This is a genomic window from Clavibacter davisi, from assembly GCF_052751415.1.
In genome coordinates, this window is record NZ_CP199882.1 from 2,950,878 (window position 1) to 2,966,764 (window position 15,887).

The 15,887-nt window shown below is 74.7% G+C and carries 13 protein-coding genes; 10 read left to right on the forward strand and 3 right to left on the reverse strand.

The window, feature by feature from the left end:
• Positions 1 to 60: 60 nt before the first annotated feature.
• From ACU4ZT_RS13985 to ACU4ZT_RS14000, 4 genes are all read left to right on the forward strand, one after another.
• Entirely contained in the window at positions 61 to 600 is a 540-nt protein-coding gene (locus ACU4ZT_RS13985; protein WP_063070767.1) for a hypothetical protein, read from the forward strand.
• Positions 601 to 685: 85 nt separating this feature from the next.
• Positions 686 to 1,333 (forward strand): DUF1684 domain-containing protein, encoded by a 648-nt coding sequence (locus ACU4ZT_RS13990; RefSeq protein WP_063070775.1) that lies wholly within the window; start codon positions 686 to 688, stop codon positions 1,331 to 1,333.
• 235 nt (positions 1,334 to 1,568) lie between these two features.
• A complete protein-coding gene (locus ACU4ZT_RS13995) occupies positions 1,569 to 3,116 on the forward strand; it encodes a DEAD/DEAH box helicase (protein ID WP_414763986.1) in 1,548 nt (515 codons plus the stop codon).
• Positions 3,117 to 3,316: 200 nt separating this feature from the next.
• Positions 3,317 to 3,940: a TetR/AcrR family transcriptional regulator gene (locus ACU4ZT_RS14000; protein WP_063070765.1), complete on the forward strand. Its 624-nt coding sequence runs from the start codon at positions 3,317 to 3,319 to the stop codon at positions 3,938 to 3,940.
• A gap of 90 nt (positions 3,941 to 4,030) precedes the next feature.
• Here ACU4ZT_RS14000 and ACU4ZT_RS14005 read toward each other — a convergent pair whose 3' ends face one another.
• The gene (locus tag ACU4ZT_RS14005; RefSeq protein ID WP_043668722.1) at positions 4,031 to 4,585 is read right to left on the reverse strand and encodes an NUDIX hydrolase family protein; all 555 of its coding nucleotides are present in this window, start codon (positions 4,583 to 4,585) and stop codon (positions 4,031 to 4,033) included.
• Positions 4,586 to 4,789: 204 nt separating this feature from the next.
• Here ACU4ZT_RS14005 and ACU4ZT_RS14010 point away from each other — a divergent pair, with 204 nt between their 5' ends.
• The 3 genes from ACU4ZT_RS14010 (at position 4,790) to ACU4ZT_RS14020 (ending at position 11,265) form a co-directional block, all read left to right on the forward strand.
• Positions 4,790 to 5,431 (forward strand): alpha/beta hydrolase, encoded by a 642-nt coding sequence (locus tag ACU4ZT_RS14010; RefSeq protein ID WP_414748703.1) that lies wholly within the window; start codon positions 4,790 to 4,792, stop codon positions 5,429 to 5,431.
• A 92-nt stretch (positions 5,432 to 5,523) separates the two neighbouring features.
• The gene (locus ACU4ZT_RS14015; RefSeq protein WP_445337379.1) at positions 5,524 to 10,368 is read left to right on the forward strand and encodes a DNA glycosylase AlkZ-like family protein; all 4,845 of its coding nucleotides are present in this window, start codon (positions 5,524 to 5,526) and stop codon (positions 10,366 to 10,368) included.
• 93 nt (positions 10,369 to 10,461) lie between these two features.
• A complete protein-coding gene (locus ACU4ZT_RS14020) occupies positions 10,462 to 11,265 on the forward strand; it encodes a DNA-formamidopyrimidine glycosylase family protein (protein WP_063070762.1) in 804 nt (267 codons plus the stop codon).
• A gap of 144 nt (positions 11,266 to 11,409) precedes the next feature.
• Here the strand turns inward: ACU4ZT_RS14020 and ACU4ZT_RS14025 are convergent, their stop codons facing one another.
• On the reverse strand, positions 11,410 to 12,942 hold the full coding sequence (locus ACU4ZT_RS14025) for an amino acid permease (RefSeq protein ID WP_445337380.1): 1,533 nt from the start codon (positions 12,940 to 12,942) through the stop codon (positions 11,410 to 11,412).
• A 251-nt stretch (positions 12,943 to 13,193) separates the two neighbouring features.
• On the opposite strand from ACU4ZT_RS14025, the gene ACU4ZT_RS14030 reads away from it, so the two are divergent.
• Complete coding sequence (locus ACU4ZT_RS14030; RefSeq protein WP_445337381.1) at positions 13,194 to 14,189, forward strand: sigma-70 family RNA polymerase sigma factor; 996 nt, start codon at positions 13,194 to 13,196, stop codon at positions 14,187 to 14,189.
• 137 nt (positions 14,190 to 14,326) lie between these two features.
• Here the strand turns inward: ACU4ZT_RS14030 and ACU4ZT_RS14035 are convergent, their stop codons facing one another.
• Positions 14,327 to 14,920: an ANTAR domain-containing protein gene (locus ACU4ZT_RS14035; RefSeq protein WP_063070759.1), complete on the reverse strand. Its 594-nt coding sequence runs from the start codon at positions 14,918 to 14,920 to the stop codon at positions 14,327 to 14,329.
• A gap of 204 nt (positions 14,921 to 15,124) precedes the next feature.
• Between ACU4ZT_RS14035 and ACU4ZT_RS14040 the strand changes: the two genes are divergently transcribed.
• Entirely contained in the window at positions 15,125 to 15,556 is a 432-nt protein-coding gene (locus tag ACU4ZT_RS14040; protein ID WP_445337382.1) for a hypothetical protein, read from the forward strand.
• Between the two features lie 66 nt (positions 15,557 to 15,622).
• Complete coding sequence (locus ACU4ZT_RS14045) at positions 15,623 to 15,805, forward strand: PspC domain-containing protein (RefSeq protein ID WP_445337383.1); 183 nt, start codon at positions 15,623 to 15,625, stop codon at positions 15,803 to 15,805.
• The last annotated feature ends 82 nt before the right edge of the window (positions 15,806 to 15,887 follow it).

Genomic DNA, 15,887 nt, shown 5'->3' on the forward strand with positions numbered 1-15,887 from the left:
ATCCTGTCCCACGGCGGCCGGGCGGCGGGCGCGCCCAGCCGCGCGGAGCACACTGGGGGCATGCGCGTGCTGCTGAAGACCATCCTCGACTGCGATCCCGACGCCGCCTGGCGCGCGCTCCACTCGCCCACCGTGATGCGCGAGGTCGCGGGCCCGCTCGTGGACTTCGTGCCGGTGGAGGACGGCGGCTTCCCCTCGAGCTGGGACGGCCGCGAGCACGTCGCCGCGATGCAGACCGGGCCGTTCACGGCCGGTCGCCAGAGCATCCGCCTGCGCGACATGAAGCCGCGCGTCGAGGGCGTGCGCATCGTGCGCGACGACGGTCACGGGATCTCCGGGCTCATGGCGATCCCCACGAGCATGCGGCACAGCATGGCCGTCTCCGCGGATCCCGCGGGCCCGGACGCCGACGGCCGCGTGAAGACCCTCTTCCGCGACCAGCTCGAGTTCGAGGCCGGGCTCCTCGGCCCGGCCATGTGGCCGACCTTCTGGGCCTTCTGGCAGTGGCGCGCGTTCCGGCTGCGCCAGCTCGCGCCGACGTGGGCGTACGACTGGGAGCCCACGGCGGACGACGCCGGCGCCGACTCATCCGCCGCCTGACGAGCGCCCGACGCGGGCTGTCCTCCGGACGATGTCCGGCACCGCGTCCCCGCGCCCCGCGGCGCCCGACGCGTACGGTGTCCCCATGCCCTCCGCCGAGACCGCCCTCCACGTCGCCGACTGGCGCCGCCGCACGCACGAGATGTACGCGGAGGTGCGCTGGGTCGCGCAGACGGATCCCGCGGCCGCGCACGCGATCTGGCGGCGGACGCGCGACGACCTGTTCCGCAGCCACCCGGCGACGCCGCTCCTCCCCGAGCACCGCGCGGACTTCGACCGTCTCGACGTGGCGGACTACGACCCGGCGTGGCGGTTCGAGCTGGAGATCCACGACGACCGCGGCGAGGAGCGCCACGAGGTCGAGACGGGCACCGACGGCGTCGTCCCGTTCGAGCTGCTCGGATCCGTGCACCTCCCCGCGGCCGACGGACGTGAGGCCGGCACCCTCGACGTCTGGCGCCTCGCCAGCTACGGCGGCGGCCTGCACCTGCCGGTGAAGGACGCCTCGCACCGGCGCGAGGGCGGCACCTACGGGGGCGGCCGGTACCTGCTCGACACGGTGAAGGGATCCGACCTCGGCCCGGGTGCGCCCGGTTCGATCGTGGTCGACCTCAACTTCGCCTACAACCCCTCCTGCGCCTACGACCCCGAGTGGGCCTGCCCCCTCGCGCCCGCCGGGAACGTGCTCGGATTCGAGGTGCCCGTGGGCGAGATGGGCTTCTCCCCGAGCTGACCTGCTACGGTGGGAGGACTTGCGAGCACACCATCGTGCTCCCTGCGTCGAGAGAACGCGTTCCCTCCTCGCCCCGATCAGATCGCCGCACAGGCCGACGGGGTCGAGTGACATCTTTCTTTTGGCGAACGGATGCGCCCATCGGCGCCTTCGCCATCCTCCGCTTCCGTGCGTCATCGCACATCCCGAGAACGCACACCGGGGCGGACCCCTGCCTGGAAGGCAACTCCCCCGCATGTCCACTGACACCTTCGGCGCGCTCGGCGTGCCCGCACCCCTCGTCCAGGCCCTCACGGCGAACGGCATCACGACGCCGTTCCCCATCCAGGTCGACACGCTCCCCGACACCCTGAACGGCCGCGACGTGCTCGGCCGCGGCAAGACGGGCTCCGGCAAGACGCTGGCGTTCGCCATCCCGATGATCGCGCGCCTCGGCGGCGGTCTCGCCGGCGGCCGTCGTCGCCCGGGCCGCCCGCTCGGCCTCATCCTCGCGCCGACCCGCGAGCTCGCCACGCAGATCACGGCCGCCATGGCGCCGCTCGCGGAGGCGTACAACCTCACCACCACGACGATCTTCGGCGGCGTCTCGCAGCAGCGCCAGGTCGCGGCCCTCAAGGCCGGCGTCGACGTGGTCGTGGCCTGCCCCGGCCGCCTCGAGGACCTCATGAAGCAGGGCTTCGTGAACCTCGACGCCGTGGAGATCACCGTCCTCGACGAGGCCGACCACATGGCCGACCTGGGCTTCCTGCCCGTCGTGACGCGGATCCTCGACAAGACCCCGAACACCGGCCAGCGCATGCTGTTCTCCGCCACGCTCGACAACGGCGTGGACAAGCTCGTGCGCCGCTACCTGCACGACCAGGTGCTGCACTCCGTCGACGAGGCGAACTCGCCCGTCGCGGCCATGACGCACCACGTGTTCGAGGCGACCGACGTCGAGGCCAAGCGCCTCCTCGTGCAGAAGCTCGCGTCCGGCTCCGGCCGCCGCATCCTCTTCATGCGCACGAAGCACCACGCGAAGAAGCTCGCGAAGCAGCTCACCGACGCGGGCATCCCGTCGGTGGACCTGCACGGCAACCTCTCGCAGGTCGCCCGCGACCGCAACCTCGCGGCGTTCTCCGCGGGCGACGTCAAGGTCCTCGTGGCCACCGACGTCGCGGCGCGCGGCGTGCACGTCGACGACATCGAGCTCGTGATCCACGTCGACCCGCCGGCCGAGCACAAGGCGTACCTGCACCGCTCGGGCCGCACGGCGCGCGCGGGCTCCGCGGGCGACGTCGTCACGATCATGCTGCCGGCGCAGCGCAAGGACGTGCAGCTCCTGATGCGCAAGGCCGACATCCACGTCACGCCGCAGCAGGTCACCGAGTCCTCCCCCGCCGTGGCCGAGCTGACGGGCGCCGTCGCGGCGTACGTGAAGCCCGCGCCCCGCGAGACGAAGTCGGTCCGCGAGACCACCCAGCGCCAGTCGCAGGGCGGCCGCGCCAACGGTGCCGGACGCTCGCAGGGCGCCAACGCGCAGCGCAAGCGCGCGGCCCGCGACGGCGCGCCCGTCGGCGGCGGTCGCCGTGAGGGCGCCGCATCGGGTCGCCGCGACGGCGCCGCATCCGGCGGACAGCGCGGCGGCGGCACGCCCCGCACCTTCAGCACCTCCTCCGAGGGCTTCGGCGGCGGCTCGTCCGTCGGCACCGCGCGTCCCCGCCAGGAGCGCCCCGCGGCCTCCGGCGGCGCCGCGGCCGGCGGTCGTGCGCGCACGCACCGCCGCGTCTCCAGCGGACGCTAGACCGCGCGGCGTGCAGCGCACGCCGGCATGACACCGAGGGCCCCCGTCGACGACGGGGGCCCTCCGTCGTCCTCGCGCCGCCGATCCGGGACGGCGCGCACCCGCGCCGACGACGCGTCCGTGCCCCGATCCTCCACAGTCGAGGCACGACCTGGGGACGGTCGCGCGGGATCCCAGGCGCATGCGGCTACGGTGTGCCAATGACTCGCGCCGCCCTCGCCACCCGTGGCCCCTACCGCAAGGGCCTGGAGCGCAGGGAGCTCCTCATCCGCACGGCCATCGAGGTCTTCGCCGAGCAGGGATACCGCGGCAGCTCGCTGCGCGAGATCGCCTCCCGCGCCGAGATCACGCCGGCCGGCCTGCTGCACCACTTCACCGGCAAGGAGGAGCTGCTCCTCGCCGTGCTGGCGCGCCGCGAGGAGCGCCTCGCTGCCGCCATCGAGCTGCACCGCCCGCGCAGCGTCGCGGAGCACGCGGCCGTCGTCATCGCCGACGGCGAGCAGAGCGCGTGCCTCACGCGCGTCATCGCCGTCGTGTCGTCGGAGGCGTCCGCTGCCGGTCACCCGCTGCACCTGCTCTTCCGCGAGCGCCGCGCCCGCGAGCTCGAGCGCATCACGGCCGGCGTCGTCGTCGACCAGGCGCGCGGCCTCATCGATCCCGGGCTCGACCCGGAGGCGGCGGCAGCCGTCGTGCTCTCCGCCATGGACGGGCTGCACGTGCAGCGCTGCTACGGCGTCGGCGCGGGTGCGAGCGAGGCCTTCGAGGACCTGCGCCGCCACTACCTCGAGCCGCCGGCGTTCGCGGAGCGCGCGGCCGCCGTCTGATCCCGGTCGCTCCGCTCCACCCCTCGGCCCGCGCCCTCGGCGCGGGCCGATCGCCGTCCGGGCGGTGCCCGCGCTCGGGGCGTCGACCGGCTAGGGCAGCACGCCCACCGAGGCGAGGGCCGCGCGGAGCAGCGCGCCGCGGCCGCCCTCCATGTCAGCGGAGACGGCGTCGGACGCGGCCTCCTCGGGCGTCATCCACGTGATCTCGAGCGCGTCCTGGCGCGGATCGCACGTGCCGGTCACGGGCACCACGTAGGCGAGCGACACGGCGTGCTGCCGGTCGTCCGTGTACGGGCTCGCACCGGGGAAGGGGAAGTACTCGGCGACCGAGAACGGCGTCGGGTTCGCGGGGAGCTGCGGGAACGCCATCGGCCCGAGGTCCTTCTCGAGGTGGCGGAACAGCGCGTCGCGCAGGGTCTCGCCGTACATGACGCGGCCGGAGACGAGCATCCGGGTCATCTGGCCGGTGACCGTGGCGCGCAGGAGCACGCCGATGTCCTTCACCCGGCCCATGCCGTCGACCCGCACGGGCACGGCCTCCACGTAGAGGAGGGGCAGCCGCTGCCGGATCTGCGCGAGCTCCACGTCCGACAGCCAGCCGGAGTTCGGGTCGGGGATGTTCGGGTCCGGGGTGCGAACGGTCATGGTCCATTGTGACCCACGGCCGGAGCGCGGCGACCACCCGGCGCGCTGGCGGACGGGTGCCGTCGTCCGCGCGCCCGTGCTCGTGGCTGTCGTAGTGGACACCGCCGGCCCGGCGCCGCCCAGGGGCGGATGCGAGGATGGGCGCGCCGGCCGATCCCCGCGTCCGCGCATCCGCCGCCGCCCGGCCCGTCGACGAGGACATCCGTGACCGCTCTCCCGCTGGATCCCGACGCCGTCCTCTGGTCGGCCTCCATCGCCGAGCTCGCCGATCGACCGCTGCTCCTGCTGCTGCACGGCTACGGCTCGCACGAGGGCGACCTCTTCGGGCTGTCGCCGTACCTGCCGCTCGGGCCGGTGGTCGCGTCGCTCCGCGCGCCCCTCCCCCTGCAGGGCGGGTTCGCGTGGTTCCCGATCGTGCCCGGATCCACCGGCGACCCGGATCCGGAGGCCGCCGACGCCGCCGCGCAGGGCGTGCTCGACTGGCTCGACGCGCTGCCCGTGCCGCCGCGATCCGTGGGCCTGCTCGGCTTCAGCCAGGGCGGCGCGACCGCGCTCCAGCTGCTGCGGCTCGCGCCCGGACGGTTCTCGTACGCGGTGCAGCTCAGCGGGTTCTCCGTGCGCGGCGAGCACGCGGGCGATGCGGCGCTGGCAGCCGGGCCGACGCCGGTCTTCTGGGGCCGCGGCACGGCCGACCAGGTGATCCCGGACGCGGCCGTCGCCCGCACGAGCGCGTGGATCGGCGCCCACACCGACCTCACCGAGCGCATCTACGAGGACCTCCCGCACTCGGTGTCGGCGCCGGAGCTGCGGGACGTGTCGGCGTTCATCCGCGAGCACGCGGGCTGACGCGGGACCAGGCCGCGCGGCCTTCGTCCGGCGAGAGCCCGGCGAGCATCCGGCCGGGCGCCGATGTCGGTGGTCCGGAGGAGGATGAGCAGATGGATCCCGTCCTCGCGCGCTTCTCCCCGGCCACCCGGGAGTGGTTCCAGGGCGCGTTCCCCGGCCCGACCCCCGCGCAGGTGGGCGCGTGGGAGGCCGTGCAGAAGGGGTCGCACGCGCTCGTCGTGGCGCCCACCGGATCCGGCAAGACGCTCGCGGCGTTCCTGTGGTCCATCGACCGGCTGGCCTCGCGGCCCGCGCCGGAGGATCCGATGCGCCGCACGCGCGTCCTCTACATCTCGCCACTGAAGGCGCTCGCGGTCGACGTGGAGCGCAACCTCCGCTCGCCGCTCGTGGGCATCGTGCAGACGGCGAAGCGGCTGGGCGCCGAGCCGCCCGAGGTCACCGTCGGCGTGCGCTCGGGCGACACCCCCGCGGCCGACCGGCGCGCGCTCGCGAAGACGCCGCCGGACATCCTCATCACCACGCCCGAGTCGCTGTTCCTCATGCTCACCTCCGCCGCGCGCGAGACGCTCGCGGGGGTCGAGACGGTCATCGTCGACGAGGTGCATGCGGTCGCGGCCACCAAGCGCGGCAGCCACCTCGCGCTCTCGCTCGAGCGGCTCGACGCGCTGCTCGAGAAGCCCGCCCAGCGGATCGGGCTGTCAGCCACCGTGCGGCCGCCCGAGGAGGTGGCGCGGTTCCTCGGCGGGCGCTCGCCCGTGTCGATCGTGTCGCCGAAGAACACCAAGGAGTTCGACCTCCGGGTCATCGTGCCGGTCGACGACATGACCGAGCTCGGCACCACGGCGCCGCTCGAGGGGTCGGCGGCGCAGGGCGACGCGCCGCAGCAGGGGTCCATCTGGCCGCACGTGGAGGAGGGCATCGTCGACCTCGTGCTCCAGCACACGTCGTCCATCGTCTTCACGAACAGCAGGCGGCTGGCGGAGCGGCTCACGGCCCGGCTCAACGAGATTTACACCGGGCGCATCGAGGAGGGGCGGATCGACGCGGAGGGGCGGGTGATCGCGTCCGGCTCGGCGGAGGCCACCGCGGATGCCGTGCCCGTGCTCGCGGGGGCCGCGGCGCTCACGTCCGCGACGTCGACGTCGTCGGGCGGCGGCGCGGACGCCACCGCGTTCTCCGCCACACGCCGCACGGCCGCGCGCCCGCCCGCCGAGGTCATGGCGCAGGCGGGGAGCACGGAGGGCGCGGATCCGGTGCTCGCCAAGGCGCACCACGGATCCGTCTCGAAGGAGCAGCGCGCCCTCATCGAGGACGACCTGAAGTCCGGGCGCCTGCGCTGCGTGGTCGCCACCTCGAGCCTCGAGCTCGGCATCGACATGGGCGACGTCGACCTGGTCGTGCAGGTCGAGGCGCCGCCGTCGGTCGCGAGCGGCCTGCAGCGCGTCGGCCGCGCCGGGCACCAGGTGGGGGAGGTCTCGCGCGGCGTCATCTTCCCCAAGCACCGGGCCGACCTCATCCACTCGGCCGTCGCCGCCGAGCGCATGGCGAGCGGGCAGATCGAGTCGTTGCGCGTGCCCGCGAACCCGCTCGACGTGCTCGCGCAGCAGACGGTGGCGGCCGTCGCGCTCGAGTCGGTGGGCGTCGAGGAGTGGTTCGACATCGTGCGGCGGAGCGCGCCGTTCGCGACCCTGCCGCGCTCCGCGTACGAGGCCACGCTCGACCTGCTGAGCGGCCGCTACCCGTCCGACGAGTTCGCGGAGCTGCGACCGCGCATCGTGTGGGACCGCGACGAGGGCACCATCGAGGGGCGGCCGGGCGCGCAGCGGCTCGCGGTCACCTCCGGCGGCACCATCCCCGACCGCGGCCTGTTCGGCGTGTTCATGGTGGGCGAGAAGGCGTCGCGCGTGGGCGAGCTCGACGAGGAGATGGTCTACGAGTCGCGCGTCGGCGACGTGTTCGCGCTGGGGGCCACGAGCTGGCGGATCCAGGAGATCACGCACGACCGCGTGCTCGTCACGCCCGCCTTCGGCGAACCCGGCAAGCTCCCGTTCTGGAAGGGCGACGGGCTCGGCCGGCCGCTCGAGCTCGGCCGCGCCATCGGGGCGTTCGTGCGCGAGCTGTCCGGATCCGCGGTGGACGACGCCCGGGCGCGCGCCGGCCGCGTGGGCCTCGACGACCGGGCCGTGAACAACCTCCTCGCGTTCCTCGACGACCAGAAGAAGGCCACCGGCCACGTGCCGAACGACCGCACCCTCGTGGTCGAGCGCTTCCGCGACGAGCTGGGCGACTGGCGCGTGGTGCTGCACTCCCCCTACGGGATGCAGGTGCACGCGCCGTGGGCGCTCGCGGTCGGGGCGCGCGTCACCGAGCTGTACGGCATCGACGGCGCCACCATGGCCAACGACGACGGCATCGTCGTGCGCATCCCCGAGACCGACGGCGAGCCGCCGGGGGCCGACCTGTTCGTGTTCGAGCCGGACGAGCTCGACGCCATCGTCACGCGCGAGGTGGGCGGATCGGCCCTCTTCGCGTCGCGCTTCCGGGAGTGCGCCGCCCGCGCGCTGCTGCTTCCGCGCTACAACCCCGGCCGCCGCTCGCCGCTCTGGCAGCAGCGCCAGCGCGCGTCGCAGCTGCTCGACGTCGCGCGGAAGTTCCCCGCATTCCCGATCGTGCTCGAGACCGTGCGCGAGGTGCTGCAGGACGTCTACGACCTGCCCGCGCTCACGTCGCTCGCGAAGGACATCGAGGCCCGGCGCATCAAGATCGTCGAGACCACCACGGAGGACGCGTCGCCGTTCGCGCGCAGCCTCCTGTTCAGCTACGTCGGCGCCTTCATGTACGAGGGCGACAGCCCGCTCGCCGAGCGCCGGGCCGCCGCGCTCTCGCTCGACGCCGGGCTGCTCTCGGAGCTCCTGGGCCGGGCGGAGCTGCGCGAGCTGCTCGATCCGGCGGTCATCGCGCGCACCGAGCTGGAGCTGCAGCGGCTCGCGCCCGACCGGCGCGCGAAGGGGCTCGAGGGCGTGGCCGACCTGCTGCGGATCCTCGGGCCGCTCGACGCCGAGGAGGTCGCGGCGCGCCTGGAGCCCGAGGAGGCCGGATCCGCCGCCGACCACCTCGACGCGCTCGTCGCCGGCAAGCGCGCGCTCCGCGTGTCGTTCGGAGGGCAGCCGCGCGTCGCCGCCATCGAGGACGCGAGCCGCCTCCGCGACGCCCTCGGGGTGCCGCTCCCCATCGGCACGCCGCTCGCGTTCGTCGAGCCCGTGGCCGATCCGCTGGGCGACCTCGTCGGCCGGTACGCGCGCACGCACGGCCCGTTCACCATCGCGGACGCGGCCACCGGCATCGGCCTCGGATCCGCCGTCATCGCCGACACGCTCGCCCGGCTCGGCGCTCAGCGGCGCGTGGTCGAGGGCGAGTTCCGGCCGGGCGCCTCCGGCAGCGAGTGGTGCGACGTCGAGGTGCTGCGTCGCCTCCGCAGCCGGTCGCTCGCAGCGCTCCGCAGCGAGGTCGAGCCGGTCGAACGGGCCGCGTACGCCAGGTTCCTCCCGGCGTGGCAGCACGTGGCGGGAGCGGATCGCGAACGCGGGCTCCGCGGTGTCGACGGCGTCCTGCAGGTCATCGAGCAGCTCGCGGGCGCGCCCGTACCCGCCTCCGCGTGGGAGACGCTCGTGCTGCCCGCCCGGGTGCGCGACTACAGCCCTGCGTTCCTCGACGAGCTCACGTCCACGGGCGAGGTCATCTGGTCGGGCGCCGGCACGCTCGCGGGCGCCGACGGCTGGGTCAGCCTGCACCTCGCCGACCAGGTGGCGCTGACGCTCCCCGAGCCCGACGCGCACGACACCGACGAGCTGCAGCGCGAGATCCTCACCACGCTCGGCACGGGCGGCGGCTACTTCTTCCGGCAGCTGAGCGACGCCGTCGGATCCACGGACGACAAGGCGCTCGTCACCGCGCTGTGGGACCTCGTGTGGGCGGGCCTCGTCACGAACGACACGCTGTCGCCGCTGCGGGCGCTGCTCGCGGGCGGATCCACCGTGCACAAGACGCCGCAGCGGGCGCCGCGCGGGCGCATGTACCGCGGCGGGCGGATGCCGCGGCCCGACATGCCCACACGCACCGGGCCGCCGACGGCGGCCGGGCGCTGGTCGATCGTGCCGCTCGCCGAGACCGACGCCACCGTGCGCGCCGCGGGCACGGCCGAGCTGCTGCTGGAGCGGTACGGGGTGGTCACGCGCGGGTCCGTCATGACCGAGCGCGTGCCCGGCGGCTTCGCGCTCACGTACAAGGTGCTCGCGGGCTTCGAGGACACGGGTCGTGCGCGCCGCGGGTACTTCATCGAGACGCTGGGCGCGGCGCAGTTCTCCACCGGCGGCACGGTCGACCGGCTGCGCGGGTTCACGCGGGATCCGGATGCGGGCGAGCGGCCGTTGAACGCGCTGACGCTCGCGGCCACGGATCCGGCCAACGCCTACGGGGCGGCGCTGCCGTGGCCGCAGCTCGACGGGTCGTCGGCCGAGGGGCACGACGGCGCGGGCGCGAGCCCGGACGCCGAGGCAGAGGCAGGCGGCGCGAGCGGCAGCGGCAGCGGCAGCGGCAGCGGCAGCACCGTCGCGCTCGCCGGCAGCGTCGACGCGCGGGGCGAGCGGCCCACCGGCCACCGCGCCGGCCGGAAGGCGGGCGCGCTCGTGGTGCTGGTCGACGGCGAGCTCGTGCTCTACGTGGAGCGCGGCGGCAAGACCGTGCTGCAGTTCGACGACGACGAGGCGGTCCTGCGCGCGGCGGCCGAGTCGCTCGGCGGGATCGTGCGGCGCGGCGGGGTCGCGAAGCTCGCGATCGAGAGGGTCAACGGCGCGTTCATCCTGGGCACGCCGCTCGGGGCGGCGCTGCAGGAGCACGGCTTCTCGGCGACGCCGCGCGGGCTGCGGATGCGGTCGTGAGCGGGCGCGGGCGCGGGCGCGCGGGCACGGTGGCGCGCCCGGCTGCGAGCGCCGACGCCGGCGCGATCGCGACCCCCGTCGCGGGACGCGCCCGTGCCTGAGGGCGACACCGTCTACCGCACCGCCGCGCACCTGCACGAGGCGATCGGCGGGCAGGTGCTCACGCGCAGCGACTTCCGCGTGCCGAAGTACGCGACGCTCGACCTCGCCGGGCAGGAGGTCGACGAGGTGGTGAGCGTCGGGAAGCACATCCTGCATCGGATCGGCGACGTCACGATCCACAGCCACCTCAAGATGGAGGGCTCCTGGCACATCTACCAGCACGGCACCGCGTGGCGGCGGCCGGCGTTCGAGGCGCGCGTCGTGCTCGAGACGGCGGAGCGCGTCACGGTGGGGTTCTCGCTGGGCGTGCTGGAGGTGATCCCGCGCGACCAGGAGCACACGGTCGTCGGACACCTCGGGCCGGACATCCTCGGGCCGGACTGGGGCGAGGAGGCGGCGGCGGAGGTCGTGCGGCGCATCGAGGCGCAGCCCGACCGGCCCATCGGCCTGGCGCTGCTCGACCAGCGGAACGCCGCGGGCATCGGCAACGTCTACCGGGCCGAGCTCTGCTTCCTGCGCGGCGTGCTGCCCACGCGGCCGGTGCGCGAGGTGGCCGACCTGCCCGCGATGATCGCCCTCGCCCGCCGCACCATGCGCGCCAACCGCGACCGCATCGAGCGCACCACCACGGGCGACCTCCGCCGCGGCCGCACCGACTGGGTCTACGGGCGCAAGGGCAAGCCGTGCCTCCGCTGCGGCACCAGGATCCAGCAGGGCCAGCTCGGCGATCCGGTCCGCCCCGGGATGGGCTCGCAGGACCGGGTCACCTACTGGTGCCCGCGCTGCCAGACCTGACGCGCGCCGCCGACGCACGCGCCACGCATGGCGCCTGCACCCCGCACGGTGCCCGCACCACGCACGACGACCGCACCACGCACGGCGCCCGCCGCGTGCGGGAGGACACGGCGGCCGCGAGGGGCGTCGCGGGGGCGACCGGGATCAGTCCCGCGGCGTCGCCGCCGACGGCAGCTCGGGCGCGGGCTCCCCGCCCGCGGCGATCCGCGCCTCCTCCTTGCCGACGAGCGAGTGGCGGCGTCCGTAGAGGAAGTACACGGCGAAGCCGAGCGCGAGCCAGACGAGGAAGCGCACCCAGGTGAGCGTCGTGAGGTTGAGCATCAGCCACACGCAGAGCACGGCCGAGAGGATCGGCAGCCACGGCATGAAGGGCACGCGGAACGACGCGCGGATGTCGGGGCGCTTGCGCCGCAGCACGATCACGCCGATGCTCACGAGCACGAACGCGGACAGCGTGCCGATGTTGATCATCTCCTCGAGCACGCCGACGTCGGTGAACCCGGCGAGGGCCGCGACCACGACGCCCGCGATGATCTGCACCCGCACCGGCGTGCGGCGCTTCGCCGAGGTGCGGCTGAGGCCGCGCGGCAGGAGGCCGTCGCGGCTCATCGCGAAGACCACGCGCGCGAGGCCGAGCAGCAGCACCATGAGCACGGTGGTGAGGCCGAGCAGCGTGCCGATGGAGATGACCTGCGCCGCCCATCCGGCGCCCACCGCGGTGAAGGCGGTCGTGAGCGACGGCTCCTTCGCGTCCGCCAGCACCGTGTACGGCACCATGCCGGTGAGCACGAGGGTCACGAGCACGTAGAGCACGGTGACGACCGCGAGGCCCGCGAAGATGCCGCGCGGCAGGGTGCGCTGCGGGTCCTTGACCTCCTCGGCGCTCGTGGCGACGACGTCGAAGCCGATGAACGCGAAGAACACGAGCGAGGCGCCGGCGAGCAGGCCGTAGAGGCCGTACTGCGTGGGCTCCTGGCCGCTCGCCCAGGAGAAGAGCGACTGGGTCCAGACGTCGGCCGATGCGCCCTCGGCGGGGCGCTGCGGCGGGATGAACGGCGAGTAGTTCTCGGCCTTCACGTAGAAGGCGCCGACCACGATCACGAACAGCACGACCGCGACCTTGAGCACGGTGAAGACGCTCGAGACGCGGCTGGAGAGCTTGGTGCCGAGCACGAGCAGCACGGTGAAGATCGCGGTGATGAGCACCGCGCCCCAGCTGATACCGAGGCCGAAGACGGTGATGGTCGACGGGATGTCGAGCCCCGCGAGCTTCAGCGCCGACTCCAGGTAGATGCCCCAGTACTTCGCGATGACCGCGGCCGCCGTGAGCATCTCGAGGATGAGGTCCCAGCCGATGATCCACGCGAGCAGCTCGCCCATGGTCGCGTAGGTGAACGTGTACGCGCTGCCCGCGACGGGCACGGCTGAGGCGAACTCGGCGTAGCACATGATGGCGAGGCCGCACGTGACGGCGGCGAGCACGAACGCGAGCGTGACGGACGGTCCGGCGTAGTTCCCGGCGGCCTTCGCGCCGACGGAGAAGATGCCGGCGCCGACCGCGACGGCCACGCCCATCAGCATGAGGTCCCACGTGCCGAGGGAGCGGGTGAGGCTGCGTTCGCCTCCCGCGGCGTCGGCGAGCGACGACTCGATGCTCTTGGTGCGGAACAGGCTCATGGGGCGTCCGTTCGGTGGGGCGGCGGGGAACGGGGATCGAGCCTACCGGCGGGCGGGCCGAGCCCCCGGCCGGGGGCGCTGCTCCGGACTGGTGCGGATCCGCGCCCGATCGACACGCCCGGCCCACCGGCGGAGCAGGAGAAGCAGGAGGAGAAGTGCTCGGCCGACCTAGGCGCGCCCGAGGAGCAGTGCTTCTCTGGAGGAGCGGTCAAGCAGCGTGCCGCGTCCGACACCCGTCCGGAAGGTCCCGAGTGACCGCATCGCTGCGCTCGCGCGCCCCCGTCGCCACCTCGTCCGCCTCGCCGCGTCCAGCCGCATCCGCGCCGCGGACGACGGCGCCGTCGCGGGTGCCGGCGACGCTGCCGCGCACGGCCGCCGTGCCCGCCGGACTCGCCGCCGCGCGCGAGGAGAAGCGCCGGGTGACGCACGACCGGTTCGTGCGCGCCGCCGCCGCGGGCGAGGATCCGACGGGCGAGGCCGAGCGCCGCCGCCTCCACGACCAGATCGTGCTCGACCACCTCGAGCTCGCCGACCAGCTCGCCCGCCAGCACTCGGGCCGCGCCCACGACTGGAGCGACCTCCGCCAGGTCGGCTACCTCGGCCTCGTGAAGGCCGCCCGCCGCTACGACCCCGGCTTCGGCGCGCCGTTCGTCTCGTTCGCGATCCCGACCATCTCCGGCGAGATCAAGCGCCACCTGCGCGACAACGGCTGGGTCGTGCGTCCGCCCCGGCAGGTCCAGGAGCTGCGGCACGCGCTCGTCGCGGTCGCGCCCGCGCTCGCGCAGCGGCTCGGCCGGACCCCGACCGACGCGGAGCTCGCCGCGCACACCGGGCACACGCGCGAGGAGGTCGCCGAGGCGCTGGCCGCGCACTCCAGCCTGCGGCCGGCCTCCCTCGACTTCACGGTGCACGAGGAGGAGGGCACGTCGCTCGCCGAGACCCTCGGAGCCGACGACCCCGGCTACGCCCGCACCGAGCGCAGCGTGCTGCTCGACGCGGCGCGCGGGGTGCTCAGCGAGCGCGACCGGCGGATCCTGCACCTCCGCTTCGTCGACGAGTGCAGCCAGAGCGAGATCGCCGCGGAGCTCGGCGTGACGCAGATGCAGGTGTCGCGGCTGCTCGCGCGCATCCTCGGGCGACTGCGCGCCGAGCTCACGCGCGGCGAGCCGGAGGCGCTGCCCGAGGCCGCGCCGCTCGCGGAGGTGTCGCCGATCCGGGCGCGCGTGGCGGACCGCCGCTCGGCCTGACGTCGGGTGCGGCACCGCGCGACGGGAGCACTGCTGAGCGTGATCGCGGCTGCGGCATCGCGTGGCGGGAGCGCCGCCGGGCGTGATCTCGGGTGCGGCATCCCGCGACGGGAGGGCCGCGGCGCGCGGGGATCGGCTCAGGCGGTGGGCAGCGCACCCGTCTCGATCACGCGGCGGGCGACCTCGACGAGCTTGACGTTGCCGTCCTGCGAGTAGCGGCGGAGCACCTGGAAGGCGCGGTCGGCGTCGAGCGAGAACCGCTCCATGAGGATGCCCTGCGCCTGCCCGATGACGGAGCGCGAGGCGAGGCCGCGGGCGAGGTCGTCGGCGGAGTCCCACGCGGCGAGCGCGATGCGCGCGTGCACGGCCACCTCCTCGGCGACCACGCGATCGGCCTCGCCGAGCGGCCCCGACGCGCGGTGCAGCGCGACGGCACCGGCGCCGAGGTCGCTGTCCGTGCCCGGCACCGCGGAGGCGGCATCGTCCATCCCGACGACCACGACGCCGGATCCGCCGGACGGGTCGGGCGAGGACAGCAGCGCCCGCAGGTCCGCCCCGGTCTCCCCCGCGACGGCGACCTCGGCCGCTCGCGGCAGCACGACGGCGGCGCCCGTGGCGGACGAGGAGTCGAGGAGGGCGGCGAGCAGGAGGTCCACCCCGGCGGCGCGGCTCGGGGCGGAGTGGAACGCGGCGACGACGCGCGCGGGCAGGGCCGACCGGTGCTGCTCCATCCGACTCCTCCCGCTGATCGGGGCGTCGGCGGCTCGATGGGCGGCTCCGCCCTGGCCCGCCGCACCGCGAGGAGACGCCGAGCCCCGGCTCGACGCTACGAGTATCGCACCATGGGTTTGTGCCCAAAGCGAGACGCGGGAGAACTCACGGGGAGACGTCCGCTGCTCCGACGGGCGCGCGGCACCGAGCGCTAGCGTCGGGGCGTGACCGAGCCCTCCGCACCGCACACCCTCATCCGTCGCCCCGCCAACGTGGTCATCGACCTCGCCACGCAGGGCTCCGGCCCGCTGCGCATCGACACCTTCCCCCGCGCGAGCGGCAGACCCGACCCGGGCGTCACCCGCCTCGCCGGCACGGAAGCGGTCGGCGGGGTCCTCACGGTGACGACCGACGGACTCCGGTTCCGCGCGCACCCGGTGAACTTCGTGCGGGGCCAGCTGGACGTGCCGATCGCCCGGATCGCGGACGCCCACGACGCCTCGAGCGGGCTCACCCGCCTTCTCGCGGTGACCCTCGAGACCGGGCAGCGGCTCCTGTTCGTCGTGTGGGGCGGGCAGAAGGTCATCGCGGCGCTCGACGAGGCGCGCGCGCTGTCGGGCTGGGCCGGAGCGTCCGCGAGCGACGACCCCGCCTGATCCGCCGCGGGTCCGATGCGCGCCGCGGTCCACCCGCCGCGCACCCGCGCCTGCCATGCTCGGTGCATGGCCACCCTCATGCGTCCCCGTCGCGGGAAGATCATCGCCGGCGTCTGCGCCGCCCTCGCCAACCGCTTCGGCATCAGCGCGTTCCTCGTGCGGCTGATCTTCGTGATCTCCATCGTGCTGCCCGGTCCGCAGGTGCTGCTGTACCTGATCCTCTGGATCCTGTTCCCCAAGCAGCGCTGACCCGGCCGGTGGGCGCCCCGCCCGCGCGCCGCACCGTAGGCGGCGACCCCGGATCGTCCCGCGCCCGAAACGCCGCCGCAAC